The organism is Pseudomonas sp. 18-147 (genome assembly GCF_051048045.1).
In the GTDB taxonomy this organism is placed as follows: domain Bacteria; phylum Pseudomonadota; class Gammaproteobacteria; order Pseudomonadales; family Pseudomonadaceae; genus Pseudomonas; species Pseudomonas aeruginosa.
Genome location: NZ_CP182296.1, coordinates 1,422,597 through 1,441,573, shown reverse-complemented (window position 1 = coordinate 1,441,573; position 18,977 = coordinate 1,422,597). Strand labels below are relative to the sequence as shown.

Sequence of the window (18,977 nt, the reverse complement as noted above, 5' to 3'; positions counted from 1 at the left end):
AAAGGCCGCCCTATGGCGGCCTCTTCCGGCAGCGATGACCTACCAGCCGGCCGGCAGCAGGTTCATGGCGCTACAAATGGCGTAGGCGGCGCTGGCCAGGTAGATCGTCACGATCACCGCCTGGATCGCCGGATGGGCGATCCAGCCGCATTTCCAGGCCGGCTCGAAGTCGCCGTTCCTGCGCGCCGAGCGCAGCATCAGGATCGGCATGATCGAGAGAATCACCCCGCTGAAGGCCCCGGCGAAGTACAACGCGTTGACGAAGCCGACCAGCCCGCTGTAGGCCAGGACGAACGGCGGCAGCGCGACGATCGCCAGCACCAGCAGGCGGGTCTTCGGCCGGTTCTCCGGACCGAGCTTGTGGAACTTGTCGAAGATGTTGGTCAGGAAGCTACCGCCCAGGCCCCAGTAGGACGTCAGCATGGCGCACAGGGCGAAGGTGTTGGCGGTGAAGAAGGCCCATTCGCCGAGCGCCTTGCCCCAGGCCAGGGTGGCGACTTCGGACTGGTTCTCCAGGCCGGTCAGGGCGATCACCGAGAGCGGCACGATGCTGAGCAGGACGAAGGTGGTCAGCATCCCGGTGATCACCGCCTTCGGCAGGCGCTCCGGGGCGTGGCTGAAACCACGGGCCATCTCCGGGACGATGTACTGGGCGGAGAAGCAGAACACCGCGATGTTGAATACCGGCACCATGTAGATCCAGTCGCCGTCGAGCAGACGGGCGAACTCGGTGTTGTCGTTGAGCAGGGTGGCCGCCACCAGGATCAGGATCATGCTGACCATGCCGATGCTGATGAACTTCTCGCCCTTGCCGATGGCGCTCAGCCCCAGGTACAGCACGCCGGCGGCCGGAATGAAGAACAGCACGCTGCCCAGGGCCGGGCTGATACCGAAGAAGGCGCTGAGGATCTTGCCGCTGCCGCTCATGTAGGCGATCAGCGCGCCGATGCTGTTGACCGCCACGGACAGGAAGATCGCCCAGGCGCCGAAGGAGCCGACATAGCGCTGGGCAAGGCCGCTCAACTGGTTGTGGGTGCGCGTGCGCAGGGCGGTTTCCGAGACGTAGAGCATGGAAATGGTGGTGAACAGGCCGGCCACCGCCAGCCAGAGCAGCAATGGCATGAAGCCGGCCTTGCGGCTGGCGTAGGCCATGGACAGCACGCCTGCGCCGATGTTGGTTCCGACGATCATCGCCACCGCCTCGAGGAACGTCAGGCGCTTGACCTCCAGTCCCGAGGAATCGACGGCTTCCGCCCCGGCGTGATCCTGATACTGCTGGACCCGGGTATCACTCATGGCAACAACTCCCTGCATTTCGAATTGGCATTGTGCGGGAGGCGGCCAGGACCGCCGTACCGATGGCCTTCTTCGAGGACAATGCAGGGCCGGGAATCGCGGACGCCTCCGGACCGGCCGCGCTTTTCGGCTGCGCGGTCCGGCGGGGGTATCCGCAGGCGGGCTCGCTCTCACCTGAAGCCATTGCCTGCGGGCCGCTTGCTCAAGCGGCCGTGCAAAATATCACACAATTCGACGAAGGAAGCGCGCGGCGACTACGACTTTACGCCTATGCCGATCGTCCGAAATATCCGGATAAATAATTGATGCAGATGGCTTTTGAAGGAGAGGAAGGGGCTAGGACGTGCTTTAACGTTTCAGCCGGAGCGTTCGAAAAGAGAAACACCCGTCAGTCTTCGCGAGGCTTCTTCGCCGCTTCGCGCCGCGCGCGGAAGAACGCCGAGAGCGCCTGGCTGCATTCTTCCGCCAGCACGCCACCCTCGACCATGACCCTATGGTTGAGATGCTCCTGCTCGAAGAATCGCCCACGGCTTTCCACTGCGCCCGACTTGGGCTCGACCGTGCCGTACACCAGGCGCTGGATGCGTGCGTGCACCAGCAGTCCGGAACACATGCTGCAGGGTTCCAGGGTCACATACAGGGTGCTGCCTGGCAGCCGGTAGTTGCCCGCCTCCGCCGCTGCCATGCGGATCGCCAGCATTTCGGCGTGGGCACTGGGATCGTGGCTACTGATCGGCCGGTTGAAGCCCCGCCCGATGATCTCGCCCTCGCGCACCAGGACCGCGCCCACCGGCACTTCGCCGAGGGCCGCGGCCTTTTCCGCCTCTGCCAGGGCCTCGCGCATGAAATGCGGGTCCCGGCTGCGATCGATGATCGGACGCACGCCTTTTACCGTCGGGTAGCCCTTGCCGTTGCTGATCAGCTTAGTCACCCGCACCAGGCCTCGCCGACCGCGATGGTCCCCATCAGGCCGGTCTCCATATGGTCGATGACGTGGCAGTGGAACATCCACAGGCCCGGATTGTCCGCCACCAGCGCGACGCGGGCGGTCTCGTTCTTGCCCAGCAGGTAGGTGTCGGTGAAGTACGGGATGATCTCCCGGCGATCCGAATCCAGTACCTTGAAGGCCATCCCATGCAGGTGGATCGGGTGCTGGTACTGCGCCATGTTGCGCAGCTCGAAGATGTAGCTCTGGCCTTCCTTGAGCTTGGCCAGCGGCGGCGCGTTGTGCTTGTGTTCCTCGCCGCCTTCCCAGGCCTTGCCGTTGATCTGCCAGAACGACGGATAGGGATTCTTGCCGCTGGTATCGGACATCGCCCCGACCCACTCGAAACGGAAACCGATCTTCTCGGCATTGGCCAGGTCCGGTTCGCTCACCGGATTCGCCGGCAACGGCTTCGGCCAGTCGCCGGCAGGTGCCTCGGCGCTGGCCACGCTGCGGATCGTCGCCAGGCGTACCGGCCCGTCGCGCAGGGACAGCTCGGTGCCCGCTTCCGGCACCTTCAGCGCCAGCTCCAGGCGCATCCCGGGACCGATCCAGTACTGCCCCTCGAAGCCGCGTGGTTCCACCGGATGGCCATCGATGGCATAGATCCTCGCCTCGCCGTTGGGCAGGTTGAGACGGTAGGTGACGGTGTTGTCGACGTTCAGCAGGCGCACCCGGACGATCTGCCCGGCCGGCAGGTCGATGGTCGGCACATGCTTGCCGTTGATCGTCGAATAGCGCCCGCGGGTGCCTTCTCGCGCGGCCTGGCGCGGCACGCTGAAGGGGGTGAAGGCGCCCTGCTCGTCCACGTGCCAGGTCTTCAGGCAGAGAACCTTCTCGTGGCGGAACCCGGTGGGTTCGCGCTCCTCGATGATCAGCGGGCCGACCAGTCCGCGGCCGAGCTGCTCGCTGCTCATCAGGTGCGGGTGGTACCAGTAGCTGCCGGCGTCCTGGGTCTTGAACTGGTAGATGAAGCTCTCGCCCGGCTGCACCGGCGGCTGGGAAATGTACGGTACGCCGTCCATCTCGATCGGCAGGCGGATGCCGTGCCAGTGGATGGTGGTCGGTTCGTCCAGCCTGTTGGTGAAGCGCACCCGCAGCCACTCGCCCTGCTTCGCCCGCAACTCCACGCCGGGGCACTGGCCGCCATAGGCCAGCGCCGGACTGCTGAAGCCCGGGACGACCTCCAGGTCCAGCGGCGCGGCGATCAGTTCGTAGTCGTACTCCTGCGCCACCTGCGGACGCGCCAGCCAGAGGCGCGCGCCGCCGGCGCCGAAGCCGACCACCGCCAGCCCGGCGAGGCCGCCGAGCACTTGTCTACGGGTAAATGTCATGGAGCCTTCACCTTCGCGGGTACTACTGCGGCTGGGAAATGATAGATTTTCTCATTTCCCAGCCGCGAAGGCGAGCCATCGCTCCGTGCAACTGCCTCTTTGCTGATCCGGAGCAAACGAAAAGGGCAGCCGAAGCTGCCCTTTCCTCTCATCGGCGCGAGCCGATCATTCCCACTCTATTATTAACAAGCAGATAAACATCGCGAAAAACGGCACTTATGGAGAGACGAATCGCACAAGACCATGAAAAATGCCATTTCGCTTCTCAGCGCATTATTTGTTTTCTGTCGCTGATTATGCCGTAGCTCTCGGGAGTAATTCCCCTTACTGACTCGCCTACGCTGGTGCGGCAGATTCTGACATCCATGGACCAGCAGCCCCCAAGGTCTGCGGCTTGTGCGCGGGTAATCAATAGTGGCCTAATGGTGTCATTGTCGCCTTTTTTCTCTGATGCACAGGCCTCTTTCGACAAGGACTGTTTCATGACCTCCCGACCGACCCTGCAAGGCGACCCGCTGCTCACCGCCAATCTCGATGCCCTGCTCAGCTCCGTGGTAGATGCCGACCAACGCCAGTTGCAGGTGCCCGATGGCCCTCGCTCCGAACGCGAGGCGCTGAAGGACAAGCGCCTCCAGGAACTGCTCGACCGCTGTCGCGAAGAAGCCCTGCAACAAGTGGTCGGCCCCTTTGGATTGACCCCGGCAATGTTCTCAGACATCGATGGTGGCAACGTCACCACCCAACACAATGCTAATCAGGATATCTACGCCAAAGCATCCGAGCACTATAACCGGAAAGCCGACTACGACTACTCCGCCGCGAAACAACAGAAAATGAAGGATGCGGTGAAGGACGGCACGATGAACTCGCAAACATTCATCGACACCTACACCAATGAAAAGGCACCGACAAAGCGCACCGCCAAGTCAAATGGCAAGCTGGTGATGAACGCCGAGCTGGATCACACCATCCCCCTGAAGCAGGCACACAAAGAAGGCGCTTGGATGCTTACTCCGGAGCAACGCAAAGCGTTGGCCTCGGAAAAAGACAATCTGCATTTCACCACCTTTGAAAATAACCGAGAAAAGAGTGATACCGCCGCAGAGACCGCGCTCTCTGCCGAAAACGGTTACGACGAGTCCATTACCAAGCCGCTGATCGACAAGGCTCGCGCCGCCATCGATCAGCATCAGCCCGATACCAAAGACCGCTTGCTCTACCACGGCAAGGAGCTGGGCATCACAGGCGCGAAGGAGTTCGGCAAAACCGGCCTACGCAGGGCAATGGGGGTGCTGTTATTCGAGGTGGTCAACGGCAGCTTCGTCGAAGTACACAAAGTGGTCAGCCAGCGTGACGATCAGCAGCCCCTGCTCGACCGCGTGGTGGCAGCGGTTGAGCGTGTGTTGAAGCGCGTTCAGAGCAAGTTTAAGGCAGCTTTCGAAGCTTTCTTCGAGGGCGGCCTGCAAGGCCTTGTGAGCAACCTGCTGACCTTCCTAATCAACAACCTCATTACCACATCGGCCAAAGTTGTAACCATCATCCGAGAAGGCATGCAAGAGCTGTTCAAGGCCCTCAGGCTACTGCTCTGGCCACCCAAGGAAATGTCCGGCACCGAGGTTATGCGGGCGGTCAGCAAGAGCTTGGCCGGCCTATTCACCCTGGGTGCCGGCATGCTCCTGGAGCAATCGGTGAACACCTTCATCGTCGGCATCCCGATGCTCGCACCGCTCGCCGGAATGATCGCCCCGGTGCTCACCGGCCTGATGACCGGCCTCGCCAACGCTCTGCTGATGTACGCCATCGACTCGCTTATCGATTGGATGATGGATAAGGGCACCGATTTCATCAACGCTCAGATCGATACCCTGCAAGCCACCGCCGAACTCGGCGAGCGCATGATCGAACAGGTAGAGCTGCAATTTCGACTTTCGGCGCGATACCGGATGATGGTCCAGCTCAATCAGCGCATCTCCGTGCGCTTCGACCAGGCAACCGAGGCCGCGCAAGCCTCAGTGCAGCACGCGCAAGGCGCCATAGGAGAACAGGCGGAGACTATCGCCTCGCTCTCCCTGGCCATCGATAGCAAGAAACAGTTCAACGAACGCTTCGGTTTGTTGCTTCAGCAGTTCAGGAAGGAAACATAAGGGATGTCCAAGGTCATTGCCCAACTTGCCAGCACCGTCCCCAGCGACGACCTGCTCGCCCAGATAGATATCGCTGAGGTTTACGAGAAGTTCCACAGCACGTTCAAGCGCCTCGACGATTTCAAGCGGGTCCGCGACGAACACGAGCAGCGTAGCTTTCTCGGCCGACTGTTCAATCGCGGCGAACTGAAGAACGCCCAGCTCGACGCCCAGGAAGTGCAGGCGGAATTCGCCAAAACTCTCGCTCAATTGATGGTAATCAGCTCGTTGCAGGCCCAGCAACTGACTGAACAGCAGGGGCAACTGGCCGACCAGCAGAAGACCTTGGATGCCAAGGCCGAGGAGCTGGCCAGGCAGAACATGCGCCTCGAACAGCACCAGGCCGTAATCAAGCACCAGGCCGCAGGCTTACGCCAATACGTCACCGACCTGTTGAAAGTCCAGGGGCTGACTGACGAACATGGCGAGATGCTGATCAGCATCGCCAAAGAAGTAATGGAAACCCGGGATCGCCTGCTGGCGGACTTCGACAATCGCATGCAACAGGTGCAGGGCGCATTGGACGAACAGCAGCGGTTGCTCCGGGAAGTCATCGATGAGCAGGCAAGCTCCTTGGAACAGCGCCTCACGCAGTTGCAACATGAGGTCGACTCAAACCTGGAACAACGTCTCCAGGCTGTCGAGGAAGGTCTGCTCTCTACACTCAACGAACAGCGCCGCGAAGCCACCCGCCAGACTGAACGGCTGAATGCCGACCTGGCAGTCCAAGCGCAGCAGCGAGACGAGAAGCAACGCGACCTGGATCGCCAGCTCTCGGAACTGCGCGAAGTGCTGGCCGAACAGGCCCAAACGCTGCTTAACGAACGCAAAGAACGACAGCAGGAGCGGGCCGAGCACCAAGCCGAACTGCACGTCTTACGCAACGAACAGAGCAATGGCGAAATACGTCTTCGCCGCGAGCAGCGCCGGCTCCTGGCCGGAATATGTGGCTTGGCGTTAGTGTGCGCAAGCGCCATCGCCGGCCTCACTTTCTGGAATACCTCAAAGCCTGTTTTGGCCCCAGTCGAAATCCACGAACCTCAAATACCAGCCCCATGAGCAAATTTTCGGTTCGGCAACTTAGATCCTATCGTCACTCCACCATTTGCCACGATGGCGAAAATTCAAAAAACCAGCCCAAAGGAGCGTCATCACATGAATAAGATATTGTGGGTCAAATTTGGGTGGTCAGAATATTATCGAGGTGGCGACATCGCCGGTAACTTTGCCTGGCTGAATCAAAACAAGGGGACGGAGAACGAAGGACGAGGTCATGAAGCCTACAACTTTATGCCAGATGTCAATGGGACTTACTACTGCTATGTACCTCCACAAGGAGGTAACTACGCACCTTATCACGACGACCCAGAAGGATGGACAGTTGTGTGCCTGGCCAAAAATCCGGCAACTCCAGGCATACACGTGGTTGGTTGGTACGAAAACGCAACACTTCATGGTGAGTGGATAGTCCGCCCCAATAACACCGATCCGCGACAGCAAATTTTCCCTCATCCTGCTTACGACTGGTCATATTGCATAACCAGCAATTCCGCTTACTTCATCCCGCCCGAGGAGCGAATTCTGCCGTTCTCGGATCCATCCGTGAAACAGGGGAAATACTCGTTTCTCGACGGCCCAGACGTTACCAAGACCGAGAATAAGGCAAGGGTTCAAGCTCGACTTGAGAGCTTAATGAATCGCCTGGCCTCAGTCGCAATTCACAACCCCAATGAACACAGCGTTTTTGACCCACAACTGGATCAGGTCGATCCACTCCGGGGATTTGGTACCCCTGAGCATCGTAAAGCCGTGGAGTTGGCCGCGGAAAAAGCAGTGATCGAATATTATATAGAACAAGGCTATAGCTCCCAGCGCACAACACACCTGCCCTGCGGATACGACTTTATATTCAAGCGCGGAGAGTCAGCGCTGCATCTCGAAGTCAAGGGTACAGCCGGCACGACACCACGTTTTTTCCTTACGCGTAACGAACACAATGCAGGATTGATGCTTAACCCAGACTGGAGGTTAGCCATGGTGACGTCGGCGCTATCTGACTCCCCGCAAGTCACAGTGTACAATGCTCGTCAGCTAAAAGAGGCATTTAACCTCGACCCTTACGTTTACATTGGAGAATTCGTACCAAAACCCGAATCTTAATGTTTAATTCCTGCACCATGAAAAAAAACAAAAGCCCGCTATTTACGCGGGCTTTTGTTTAAAGCTAAGAGGGGTCACTCCCACTCGATAGTCGCCGGCGGCTTGCTCGACACGTCGTAGGTGACCCGGGAGATACCGGCGATCTCGTTGATGATGCGGTTCGAGACCTTCTCCAGCAGTTCATAGGGCAGGTGCGCCCAGCGCGCGGTCATGAAGTCGATGGTCTCCACCGCGCGCAGGGCGACGACCCAGGCGTAGCGACGGCCGTCGCCGACCACGCCGACCGATTTCACTGGCTGGAACACCACGAACGCCTGGCTGGTCTTGTGGTACCAGTCGAAGGCGCGCAGTTCCTCGATGAAGATGTGGTCGGCCTGGCGCAGCAGGTCGGCGTACTCCTTCTTCACCTCGCCGAGGATGCGCACGCCCAGGCCCGGGCCGGGGAACGGGTGGCGGTAGACCATGTCGTAGGGCAGGCCCAGCTCCAGGCCGATCTTGCGCACTTCGTCCTTGAACAGTTCGCGCAGCGGCTCGACCAGTTCGAACTGCATGTCCTCCGGCAGGCCGCCGACGTTGTGGTGCGACTTGATCACGTGGGCCTTGCCGGTCTTGGCGCCGGCCGACTCGATCACGTCGGGGTAGATGGTGCCCTGGGCGAGGAACTTCACGTCCTGCAGCTTGGTGGCTTCTTCGTCGAAAACTTCGATGAAGGTGCGGCCGATGATCTTGCGCTTCTCTTCCGGGTCGGCGACGCCGGCCAGGCGGCCGAGGAACTTGTCCTCGGCGTTGGCGCGGATCACCTTCACGCCCATGTTCTCGGCGAACATGGCCATCACCTGGTCGCCTTCGTGCAGGCGCAGCAGGCCGTTGTCGACGAACACGCAGGTCAGTTGGTCGCCGATGGCCTTGTGCAGCAGCGCGGCGACCACCGAGGAGTCCACGCCGCCGGAGAGGCCTAGCAGGACCTTGGAGGAACCGACCTGGGCGCGCACGGTGGCGATGGCGTCGTCGACGATGTTCGAGGGGGTCCACAGCGCGGCGCAACCGCAGATGTCGAGGACGAAGCGCGAGAGAATGCGCAGGCCCTGCTTGGTGTGGGTGACTTCCGGGTGGAATTGCACGCCGTAGTAGGCGCGGGCATCGTCGGCCATGGCGGCGATCGGGCAGCTCGGGGTGCTGGCCAGGATGTGGAAGCCGGCCGGCATCTCGGTGACCTTGTCGCCGTGGCTCATCCACACGTCGAGGCCGAGCACGCCGTCGTCGTCCACGTGGTCCTCGATGCCGTCCAGCAGGCGCGCCTTGCCGACCACGTCGACGCGGGCGTAGCCGAACTCGCGCAGGTCGGAGCCCTGCACCTTGCCGCCCATCTGCTCGGCCATGGTCTGCATGCCGTAGCAGATGCCGAACAGCGGCACCTTCAGGTCGAACACCGCCTGCGGCGCGCGCGGGCTGTCGGCTTCGTGTACCGACTCGGGGCCACCGGCGAGGATGATGCCGCGCGGCGCGAAGGCGATGATCGCCTCGTTGCTCATGTCGAAGGGATGGATTTCGCAATACACGCCGATCTCGCGCACGCGGCGGGCGATCAGTTGGGTGTACTGGGAGCCGAAATCGAGGATCAGGATACGGTGGGCGTGAATGTCTTGGGACATGGCCATCTCTCGCTACGGAATTCGAAAACGACACGGGGCTGAATCGAACAGCCCCGTGCAGCACTCATTTCAATCAGCCTCAACCAACCCGGTAGTTGGGGGCTTCCTTGGTGATCTGGACGTCGTGGACATGGGACTCGGCCATGCCCGCGCCGGTGATCCGGACGAACTGCGGCTGCGTGCGCATCTGCTGGATGTCGGCGCTGCCGGTGTAGCCCATGGCGGCGCGCAGGCCGCCCATCAGCTGGTGGACGATGGCGGACAGGGCACCCTTGTACGGCACGCGACCCTCGATGCCTTCCGGCACCAGCTTCTCGGCGCCGGCGGAGGCGTCCTGGAAGTAGCGGTCGGACGAGCCCTGGGAGCCGGACATGGCGCCCAGCGAACCCATGCCGCGGTAGGACTTGTAGGAACGGCCCTGGAACAGCTCGATCTCGCCCGGCGCTTCCTCGGTACCGGCGAACATCGAGCCCATCATCACACAGTAGGCGCCGGCGACCATGGCCTTGGCCAGGTCGCCGGAGAAGCGGATGCCGCCGTCGGCGATCAGCGGTACGCCGGTGCCTTCGAGGGCGGCGGCGACGTTGGCGATGGCGGAGATCTGCGGCACGCCGACACCGGCGACGATGCGGGTGGTGCAGATCGAGCCCGGGCCGATGCCGACCTTGACCGCGTCGGCGCCAGCCTCGGCGAGGGCCTTGGCGGCCTCGGCGGTGGCGATGTTGCCGCCGATCACCTGGACGTCCGGGAAGGTCTGCTTGACCCAGCGCACACGCTCGATCACGCCCTTGGAGTGGCCGTGGGCGGTGTCCACCACCACCACGTCGACCCCGGCGGCGACCAGCGCGGCGACGCGCTCGCCGGTATCGGCGCCGGTGCCGACGGCGGCACCGACGCGCAGGCGGCCCTGCTCGTCCTTGGACGCCAGCGGGTAGGTCTTGGCCTTCTCGATGTCACGAAAGGTCACCAGGCCACGCAGGTAGAAGTTCTCGTCGACTACCAGCATCTTCTCGATGCGGTTCTCGTAGAGCTTGGCCTTCATCTCTTCCAGCGGGGTGCCTTCGCGGGCGGTGACCAGCTTGTCCTTCGGGGTCATGATCGCGGCGACGGTATCGCCGGCGTTCGGCTTCACCCGCAGGTCGCGACCGGTGACGATACCGACCAGCTCGCCCTGCTCCACCACCGGGAAACCGGAGAAGCCGTACTCGCGGGCCATCTGCAGCAGTTCGATGATCTTGGTCGAGGGGGTCACGGTGACCGGGTCGCGGACGATGGCCGTTTCGTGCTTCTTGACCTTGCGGACTTCCGCGGCCTGCTGCTCGATGCCCATGTTCTTGTGGATGATGCCGATGCCGCCTTCCTGGGCCATGGCGATGGCCAGGCGGGCTTCGGTCACGGTATCCATCGCGGCGGATACCAGCGGGATGTTCAGTTCGATGCCGCGGGTCAGGCGAGTTTTCAAACTCACGTCCTTGGGCAGGACTTCGGAATAACCGGGGATCAGAAGGACGTCGTCGAAAGTCAGGGCTTCTTGACTGATTCGCAGCATGGCGGGCGCTCCCAGACGGGAAAAATGGAAGCGCGACATTATACCCAGCCACGGGCTTCCGCTCAACGCAGTTGATCGCCGAAAACGGCGAATGGGCAAATATCTTGCAAGGCGCCCGCCAGGCCCCGTTCCGCCTGTCCTATCCCGCATTTGCAGGATGGCAGCGCGGCGGCGGATGGCCGGATACTGCGTACGTCACCCAGCGACCGCCCAGGCGGCGGGACGCCGATTCCAAGAACTATAAAAGTGGGACGGGGGAGAGAATGAAAGGGAGCACTGACCCGCATTCGTCATCCGCAGCCTTGCTCGCGGCGTTCGGCGCCGCCGTGCTGGACATCAACCGGCTGGCGCGCGACAAGACCCTGGAGCGTTTCCATCGCACCGCGCTGGAACGTTTGCAGCAACTGGTGCCGTTCCAGCGTGCCTGGTGGGGCCGCGCGGCGCTGATCGACGGCGTGCCGGTGGAGCACAGCGCACACCTGTTCAACCTCGAAGAGCACTATGTCGAGGACTGGAAATCGATCAGCCACGACGACATCACCGTCGGCCTGGTACACGCCCGCCCGGGCACCGCCGTGGCCGTCGACATGCAGGCCACCGCCGGGCTGCGCTGGCTTGGCGCACGTCACGACATCGGTGAGCTGCTCTGCGTGATCCACGTCGATCCGATCACCCGCCTCAGCGACCATGTCGCCCTCTATCGCACGCCTGGCGGCCCGCCCTTCGCGGACCAGGAGAAGCTGCTCCTCGGGCAACTCTCGGCGCACCTGGCCGCGGCCGTCTCGGCCAACCAGATCCGTACCCTGGTGGCCCTGCGCGAATCCCTCGAACGCCAGGCTCTGGCCATGGCGGTATGCGATCGCTACGGCGTGCTGCATTGCGCCGAACGCGGCTTCGTCGACCTGCTGCTCGGCGCCTGGCCGGGCTGGACCGGTCCGCAGTTGCCGGAGGAAACCAGCCCGCAGGGCTATCGCGATGCGCGCCTGGTGATCGACTCGCGGCAGGTCGGCGACCTCTACCTGCTCACCGCGCGGCAACCGAGCGCGATCGAACAGTTGAGCAATCGCGAAGGCGACGTCGCCCTGCTGTTCAGCGAAGGCAAGACCTACAAGCAGATCGCCCGCGACCTCGGCCTGGCGCCGAACACCGTGCGCCATCACATACGCACCATCTATTCCAAGCTCGGCGTCAACGACAAGGCGAGCATCGCCCACCTGCTGCACCAGTTCCCGCCTGGCTGACAGCCCTCCACCCCTGCCATCACCGCTTCGACCGCCCCGCCATGGGCGGCATGGGCGCCCTTTCGCCTGCGAAAAGGCGCAACCACCACCGGCGCGACGAACGCCGGGCACACAACGACCGGGGAGACCGTCACATGACCCACCGCACCGCCTCGATGGCCGTACCGACCGCCAGCGCCCTCGCGCTGCTCGGCATCCAGCTCCTGCTGGGCGCCGAGGCCGGCGCCGCCGACCTCAACGCCCGCGACTTCTTCGGCGCCCCGGCGGGCACCACGCTCGGCGTGCTCTACCTGCCGGCGACCCGCGCCCATGAGTTCCACGGGCCGGCCGATCGCAACGGCAAGGCCGAACTGAAGACCAACGCGGTGGCCTACCGCCAGGTGTTCTTCAGCGACATCTGCGGCACTCTCTGCACGCCGCAGTTCATCATTCCCTTCGTCGACATCGATGCGCGCCTGCCCGGCAGCGTCGGGCATACCGGCGAGACCGGTTTCGGCGATCCCCAGGTCGGTGGCACCCTGTTTTTCGTCAACGACCCGGAACGGCGCCGCTACAGCGGCCTGCTGACCCTGATCACCCTGCCGCTGGGCGAGTACCACGCGAAGAACCCCGATGTCTCGCCCGGCGCCAACCGCTGGGGCGCCACCTTCGTCTACAACTACACCCAGGGCATCGGCCGCAACTGGGTGCTGGAAGCCAACCTGGAAGCGCAGTTCTACGCGAAGAACGACGACTACTTCGGCAGCGACCTGGAACAGAAACCGCTCTATCGCCTGCAGGCCTTCGCCTCCTACGACTTCAGCCAGAGCACCTACGGCGCCCTCAAGCTGGTGCACGCCGATGGCGGCGAACTGAAGCTGCAGGGCCATACCCTCGACGACACCCACCAGCGCTACACCCAACTCGGCTTCGAGCTAGGCCACTGGCTGGACCGGCGCAACAGCCTGATGTTCGGTCTCTCGCGCAACGTCGCCACCGACAATGCGTTCCATGGCAGCCAGGCCCTGTTGCGCCTGGTCCATGTGTTCTGAGGGGGCGCAGCCATGAACGCTTCCGACAAGACTCTCGCCAGCGCCTCTCCGGCGTCCGGCAACCTCGCGCTGCTCGCGGCCATCGTGGTGTTCGCCGCGATCACCCCGACCATCCTGATGACCGCCCCCGCCGTCGCCGCGCAACTGGCGGCCCAGTGGCAACTGAGCCCGGCGCGGGTCGGCGACCTGTTTTCGGTGGAGCTAGGCGCCATGAGCCTGGCGACGCTGCCGGCTTTCCATTGGCTGAAACGCGTCGATTGGCGCCACGCGGCGCTGCTCGCCGGCCTGCTGTTCATCGCCGCCAACCTGGCCTCGGCGCTGGCCGGCAGCTACCCGCTGCTGCTCGCCCTGCGTTTCTGCAGCGCCCTCGCCGGCGGCTCGCTGATGATCCTCTGCCTGTCCAGCGCCGCCAGCACCGCCACCCCGAGCCGGGTCTACGGGCTCTGGGTGATGGGCCAACTGGTGGTCGGCGCCGTCGGCCTGGCACTGCTGCCGGCGCTGTTCGAACGCTTCGGCCTGGCCGCCTGCTACCTGTTGCTGGCCGGCCTGATGGGCCTCGCCCTGCCGTTGTCGCGGGCCTTCCCCAGCGGCAGCCCGCCGGCGGAAGCCCGCGCCAGTACCGGCGCGGTTCACTCGCGACTGCGGGTCGGGCTGGGCATCCTCGCCGTGCTCACCTTCTATATCAGCCTCAGCGGCGTCTGGACCTTCATCGGCGCCATCGCCGAAGGCGCGGGGATCGGTGCCGGCGCCAGCGGCGAGGTACTCGCCGTCGCCACCCTGATGGGCATCGCCGGGGCGGCCTGCGCCTCCTTCATCGGCAACCGCCTGCCGCGCGACCTGATGCTGCTCGGCGGCTACCTGGCGATGGCCGCGGCGATCCTCCTGCTGATCGGCCAGCCACCGCTGGCGCGCTTCGCCCTGGCCGCGCTGCTGTTCAAGTTCACCTGGACCTTCGCCCTGCCGTTCATCCTCGCCTGCCTCGCCGACCTGGACCGATCCGGCCGCCTGATGAACGCCTCCAACCTGGTCATCGGCGGCGGGCTGGCCATCGGCCCGGCGCTGGCCGGACGACTCATCGAAGGCAGCGGCGGTTTCCTCCCGCTGCTGCCGATCGCCGCCGGCCTGGCCGCCCTCTCGCTGCTGCTGGCCCTGGCCTGCCGGCCACGCTGAAACCCTTTCCCGAACCACGGATACCCGCCATGACCCGACGTACCGCTTTCTTCTTCGACGAACTCTGCCTCTGGCACGCCGCCGGCCCGCACGCGCTGACCCTGCCGGTCGGCGGCTGGGTGCAACCGCCTGCCGCCGCCGGACACGCCGAATCACCGGAAACCAAGCGCCGGCTGAAAAGCCTGCTCGACGTGTCCGGCCTGACCGCCCGCCTGCAACTGCGCAGCGCACCGCCGGCGAGCGACGAGGACCTGCTGCGCGTGCATCCGGCGCACTATCTGGAACGCTTCAAGGCGTTGAGCGACGCCGGCGGCGGCAGCCTCGGCCAGGACGCGCCGATCGGCCCGGGCAGCTACGAGATCGCCCGGCTCTCCGCCGGCCTGGCCATCGCCGCGCTGGACGCGGTGCTCGCCGGCGAGGCGGACAACGCCTACTCGCTGTCGCGGCCGCCAGGTCATCACTGCCTGCCGGACCAGGCGATGGGCTTCTGTTTCTTCGCCAACATCGCCGTGGCCATCGAGGCGGCCAAGGCGCGCCACGGCGTCGAGCGGGTCGCGGTGCTGGACTGGGACGTGCACCACGGCAACGGCACCCAGGCGATCTACTACCGGCGCGACGACGTGCTGAGCATTTCCCTGCATCAGGACGGCTGCTTCCCGCCTGGCTACAGCGGCGCCGAAGACATCGGCGAGGATCGCGGTCGTGGCTTCAACCTCAACGTGCCGCTGCTTCCCGGCGGCGGTCACGACGCCTACATGCAGGCCATGCAACGCATCGTGTTGCCAGCGCTGGAGCGCTTCCGCCCGCAATTGATCGTGGTCGCCAGTGGCTTCGACGCCAACGCGGTGGACCCGCTGGCACGCATGCAACTGCACAGCGACAGCTTCCGGGCGATGACCGCGATGATCCGCGACGCGGCCGAGCGGCATGCCGGCGGACGCCTGGTGGTGGTCCACGAAGGCGGCTACTCGGAAGCCTACGTGCCGTTCTGCGGCTTGGCTGTGATCGAAGAACTCAGCGGCGTGCGCAGCGCGGTGCGCGACCCGCTGCGCGACTTCATCGAGTTGCAGCAGCCCAACGCGGCGTTCCGCGACTTCCAGCGCCAGCGCCTCGAAGAGCTGGCCGCACAGTTCGGCCTGTGCCCGGCGCAGCCGCTTCAAGCGGCCAGGTAGCGCCCGACCAGCGCCAGGCCGCTGCACAGCACCAGCCAGGTGACCAGGCGGACGAAGGCTTCACGCGACAGACGCAGGGTCACCCGACGGCCGATCCACAGGCCCAGCGCCATGCCCGGCAGCAGGCAGGCGGCGAGCAGCCAGGGCTCGCGCGCGGCATACAGCCCGGCGAGCAGGAACAGCCCCAGGCGGACGAAGGTGCTACAACCGATCAGCGCGCTCTGGGTGGCGCGCATCTGCTCCTTGCTCGCCAGGCGTCCGTTCAGGTACAGCGAATAAAGGAAGCCGCCGCTGCCGAACAACGCGCCGAACAGCCCGCCGAAGACACCGAAGGGCAACGCCCAGGTCGCCCGCCAGCGCGGCTGGCCGCGTGGCTGGAGGAACAGCGCGTAGAGCGCATAGAAACTGACGAACACGCCGAGGGCCAGCATCAGCAGCTCCGCGCGTAGCGCCAGAAGTCCGTACGCCCCGAGCGCACAGCCCAGCAACATGCAGGGCAGCAGACGCTTGAGCTCAGTGATGGCGATCTGCCGCCGCGCCGGCAGCCAGTTGCCGAACGACGCGCTGAAATCCAGCAGGACCAGCAGCGGAATGATCTGCGACAGCGGCAGCACCCCGGCCAGCAGCGGGCCGGCGACCAGCGCGGTGCCGAAGCCGGCGATGCCGAACACCACATAGGCGAGGACGATGGCCAGTTCGACCAGCAGCCATTGCCATAGGCTGAACGGCAGGGCGGCGAACAGGACTGACGGATCGAGCGAGGACATGGCGACTCCCGGAACGACGACCTGCGCACTCTAGCGAGCGCAACGGCGCGCCAGCCAATACAATCCGAGCCCTGTAGCCATCTCGAAAAGGCATGGGGAATCTTCCGATGATCTCTTTGCGGCAACTCCATTATTTCGTCGAAATCGTCGAGTCCGGCGGCTTCAGCCGTGCCGCCGAACGCCTGTTCGTCGCCCAGTCGGCGCTCAGCCGGCAGGTGCGCGAACTGGAGGACAGCATCGGCACCCCACTGCTCCGCCGCGGTCCGCGCCAGGTCGAGCTGACGCCGGCCGGTCGCGCCTTCCTGCCACGCGCGCAGCGCCTGCTCGGCGACCTGGAGGCCGCCCGGCGCCTGGCTCGCGAGGTCGGCGAAGGCGGCCATGGCCTGCTGCGCCTGGGGCACTCCAGCTCGGTGCCGCTGGTGGGCGGCCTGCAAGCGGCGCTGCGCGGCTACCTCGCGGCGCAGAGCGGCGTCCGCCTGGAACTGACCCAGCAATCCTCCGAGCAGCAACTCGCCGATCTCGCCGAAGGACGCCTGGACCTTGGCCTGCTGCGCCTGCCGGTGCTGCGCCAGCATCCCCGGCTGCACCTGCGCGCCCTGTACCGCGAGCCGTTGCTCCTGGCTCTCGCCGCCGACCATCCGCTGGCCCGCCGTGAAGCCCCCGTGGCCCTGGCCGCCCTGGCCGGAGAAACCTTCGTCTCCATTCCCCACCTGCAACGCGGCGGCCTCAGCTATCGCGCCGCCGAACTCTGCCTCGGCGCCGGTTTCTACCCACGCCCGGCGCGCGCGCTGTCGCGCAAGACCAGCCAGTTGCAACTGATCGAGGCCGGCTTCGGCGTCGCCCTGGTGCCCGCCTCGATGCGCGCCATCGCACCGCCCGCCGTGCGCTTCATGTCTCTGGCCGAGGCCGAGGCATACAGCGAGGTGGCGCTGGCCTGGCGACGCGACGATAGCCCCCTGGTGGAAGGCTTCGTCGAATATTTCCTGGAGAATCTGCCGAACGAAGCCAAGGATTGATCGCACATCCCGGTGCGCCGCCTTATCATGCCGCCCATGCGTAACGATCCCTTCCAACGGCTCGGCCTCGATCGCGAGGTGCTGACCGTCAGCCAACTGAACCAGCGCGCCCGCCTGCTGCTGGAAGACGTGTTCCCGCAGGTCTGGGTCGAGGGCGAGCTGTCCAACCTCGCCCGGCCGGCCTCCGGCCATGTCTACTTCACCCTCAAGGACAGCAACGCGCAGATCCGCTGCGCGCTGTTCCGGCAGAACGCCCTGCGCGTACGCCAGGCCTTGCGCGACGGGCTGGCGGTAAAGGTGCGCGGGAAGATCTCGCTGTTCGAGGGACGCGGCGACTACCAGTTGATCGCCGATACCGTCGAGCCGGCCGGCGACGGCGCCCTGCGCCTGGCCTTCGAGGCATTGAAGGAAAAACTCGCCGGCGAAGGCCTGTTCGCCAGCGAACGCAAGCGTCTACTGCCCGCCCATCCGCGCCGCATCGGTATCGTCAGTTCGCCCAGCGGGGCGGTGATCCGCGACATCATCAGCGTGTTTCGCCGCCGCGCACCGCAGGTCGAGCTGACCCTGGTGCCCACCGCAGTGCAGGGCCGCGAGGCCGTCGCGCAGATCGTCCGCGCGCTGCAACTGGCCGACCGGCAGGGCTTCGACGCGCTGATCCTGGCCCGTGGCGGCGGTTCCCTGGAAGACCTCTGGTGCTTCAACGAAGAAGCGGTGGCGCGCGCCGTGGCGGCCTGCGCCACGCCGATCGTCAGCGCGGTCGGCCACGAGACCGACGTATCGATCAGCGACTTCGTCGCCGACGTGCGCGCGCCGACGCCTTCGGCCGCCGCCGAACTGCTGGCGCCCAACGCCGGCGACCTGCAGCAGCGTCTCGACGGCCTGCGCCGGCGCCTGGTGCTGCGCATGCGCGACCAGTTGCTGCGCGAACGCCTGCGCCTGGAAGGCGTCGCCCGCCGCCTGCGCCATCCCGGCGAACGCCTGCGCCAGCAGGCACAGCGCCTGGACGACCTGGACATGCGCCTGCGCCGTGCCTTCGAGCGCCAGCTGGCGGTCCGCCACGAACGCCTGGTCCGCCTGGAGACACGTCTCGCCGCACAGCATCCGGGCCGCACCCTGGCGCTGCTCCGGCAGAAGCTCGACAGCCTCGCCGCGCGCCTGCCGCGCGCCGCCCGTGAGGTACTGAAGGATCGTCGTCAGCGCCTCGAAGGACTGGCGCAGACGCTCAACGTGGTCAGCCCGCTGGCGACCCTGGGCCGCGGCTACAGCATCCTCCTCGACGAGCGTGGCCGGGCGATCCGCGATGCCGGCCAGACCCAGCCGGGACAGCGCCTGAAGGCGCGCCTGGCGGAAGGCGAACTGGAGGTGCGGGTCGAGGACAACCACCGGACGCCGGTGACCCTGTCGCTGCTGGACTGAGCCGC

16 protein-coding genes are annotated in these 18,977 nt (G+C 64.9%); 10 read left to right on the top strand and 6 right to left on the bottom strand.

Annotation, left to right across the window (positions count from 1 at the left end; genetic code table 11):
- Positions 1 to 39: 39 nt before the first annotated feature.
- On the bottom strand, positions 40 to 1,296 hold the full coding sequence (locus tag ACM0M4_RS07105; RefSeq protein WP_003105913.1) for an aromatic amino acid transport family protein: 1,257 nt from the start codon (positions 1,294 to 1,296) through the stop codon (positions 40 to 42).
- A gap of 62 nt (positions 1,297 to 1,358) precedes the next feature.
- Between ACM0M4_RS07105 and ACM0M4_RS07100 the strand changes: the two genes are divergently transcribed.
- Positions 1,359 to 1,598, top strand: a complete 240-nt coding sequence (locus ACM0M4_RS07100; protein ID WP_152959661.1) for a hypothetical protein — start codon at positions 1,359 to 1,361, stop codon at positions 1,596 to 1,598.
- Between the two features lie 86 nt (positions 1,599 to 1,684).
- On the opposite strand, the gene tadA is transcribed toward ACM0M4_RS07100, so the two are convergent.
- Positions 1,685 to 2,233, bottom strand: coding sequence for a tRNA adenosine(34) deaminase TadA (gene tadA / locus ACM0M4_RS07095; protein ID WP_003092697.1), 549 nt, complete (start codon positions 2,231 to 2,233; stop codon positions 1,685 to 1,687).
- Positions 2,224 to 3,615 (bottom strand): multicopper oxidase family protein, encoded by a 1,392-nt coding sequence (locus tag ACM0M4_RS07090; protein WP_054376253.1) that lies wholly within the window; start codon positions 3,613 to 3,615, stop codon positions 2,224 to 2,226. Before ACM0M4_RS07090 ends, tadA begins: the two co-directional genes overlap by 10 nt.
- 482 nt (positions 3,616 to 4,097) lie before the next feature.
- On the opposite strand from ACM0M4_RS07090, the gene ACM0M4_RS07085 reads away from it, so the two are divergent.
- The 3 genes from ACM0M4_RS07085 (at position 4,098) to ACM0M4_RS07075 (ending at position 7,958) form a co-directional block, all read left to right on the top strand.
- Positions 4,098 to 5,759, top strand: coding sequence for a hypothetical protein (locus ACM0M4_RS07085; protein WP_049243340.1), 1,662 nt, complete (start codon positions 4,098 to 4,100; stop codon positions 5,757 to 5,759).
- Positions 5,760 to 5,762: 3 nt separating this feature from the next.
- Positions 5,763 to 6,857 carry a hypothetical protein gene (locus ACM0M4_RS07080; RefSeq protein ID WP_023116343.1) on the top strand — a complete coding sequence of 365 codons (1,095 nt, stop codon included), beginning with the start codon at positions 5,763 to 5,765 and terminating at the stop codon, positions 6,855 to 6,857.
- A gap of 96 nt (positions 6,858 to 6,953) precedes the next feature.
- Positions 6,954 to 7,958, top strand: a complete 1,005-nt coding sequence (locus ACM0M4_RS07075; protein ID WP_023116342.1) for a DUF3883 domain-containing protein — start codon at positions 6,954 to 6,956, stop codon at positions 7,956 to 7,958.
- A gap of 74 nt (positions 7,959 to 8,032) precedes the next feature.
- Here the strand turns inward: ACM0M4_RS07075 and guaA are convergent, their stop codons facing one another.
- Positions 8,033 to 9,610, bottom strand: a complete 1,578-nt coding sequence (gene guaA, locus ACM0M4_RS07070) for a glutamine-hydrolyzing GMP synthase (RefSeq protein WP_003105901.1) — start codon at positions 9,608 to 9,610, stop codon at positions 8,033 to 8,035.
- Positions 9,611 to 9,689: 79 nt separating this feature from the next.
- Positions 9,690 to 11,159: an IMP dehydrogenase gene (gene guaB, locus ACM0M4_RS07065; protein WP_003092702.1), complete on the bottom strand. Its 1,470-nt coding sequence runs from the start codon at positions 11,157 to 11,159 to the stop codon at positions 9,690 to 9,692.
- Between the two features lie 263 nt (positions 11,160 to 11,422).
- On the opposite strand from guaB, the gene ACM0M4_RS07060 reads away from it, so the two are divergent.
- The 4 genes from ACM0M4_RS07060 to ACM0M4_RS07045 all read left to right on the top strand — a co-directional run bounded on the left by ACM0M4_RS07060 (position 11,423) and on the right by ACM0M4_RS07045 (position 15,773).
- Positions 11,423 to 12,400, top strand: a complete 978-nt coding sequence (locus ACM0M4_RS07060) for a helix-turn-helix transcriptional regulator (RefSeq protein WP_003119304.1) — start codon at positions 11,423 to 11,425, stop codon at positions 12,398 to 12,400.
- Between the two features lie 134 nt (positions 12,401 to 12,534).
- Entirely contained in the window at positions 12,535 to 13,431 is an 897-nt protein-coding gene (locus tag ACM0M4_RS07055) for a transporter (RefSeq protein ID WP_054376251.1), read from the top strand.
- A 12-nt stretch (positions 13,432 to 13,443) separates the two neighbouring features.
- Positions 13,444 to 14,601: an MFS transporter gene (locus tag ACM0M4_RS07050; RefSeq protein ID WP_023517947.1), complete on the top strand. Its 1,158-nt coding sequence runs from the start codon at positions 13,444 to 13,446 to the stop codon at positions 14,599 to 14,601.
- 29 nt (positions 14,602 to 14,630) lie between these two features.
- Positions 14,631 to 15,773, top strand: coding sequence for a class II histone deacetylase (locus tag ACM0M4_RS07045; protein WP_003119301.1), 1,143 nt, complete (start codon positions 14,631 to 14,633; stop codon positions 15,771 to 15,773).
- On the opposite strand, the gene ACM0M4_RS07040 is transcribed toward ACM0M4_RS07045, so the two are convergent.
- Positions 15,758 to 16,540, bottom strand: a complete 783-nt coding sequence (locus ACM0M4_RS07040; RefSeq protein WP_003105892.1) for a sulfite exporter TauE/SafE family protein — start codon at positions 16,538 to 16,540, stop codon at positions 15,758 to 15,760. The two genes, ACM0M4_RS07045 and ACM0M4_RS07040, sit on opposite strands and share 16 nt — an antisense overlap.
- A gap of 107 nt (positions 16,541 to 16,647) precedes the next feature.
- Between ACM0M4_RS07040 and ACM0M4_RS07035 the strand changes: the two genes are divergently transcribed.
- Positions 16,648 to 17,556, top strand: coding sequence for a LysR family transcriptional regulator (locus ACM0M4_RS07035; protein ID WP_003137872.1), 909 nt, complete (start codon positions 16,648 to 16,650; stop codon positions 17,554 to 17,556).
- A 36-nt stretch (positions 17,557 to 17,592) separates the two neighbouring features.
- Positions 17,593 to 18,972 carry an exodeoxyribonuclease VII large subunit gene (gene xseA / locus ACM0M4_RS07030; RefSeq protein WP_012613654.1) on the top strand — a complete coding sequence of 460 codons (1,380 nt, stop codon included), beginning with the start codon at positions 17,593 to 17,595 and terminating at the stop codon, positions 18,970 to 18,972.
- Positions 18,973 to 18,977: the final 5 nt, after the last annotated feature.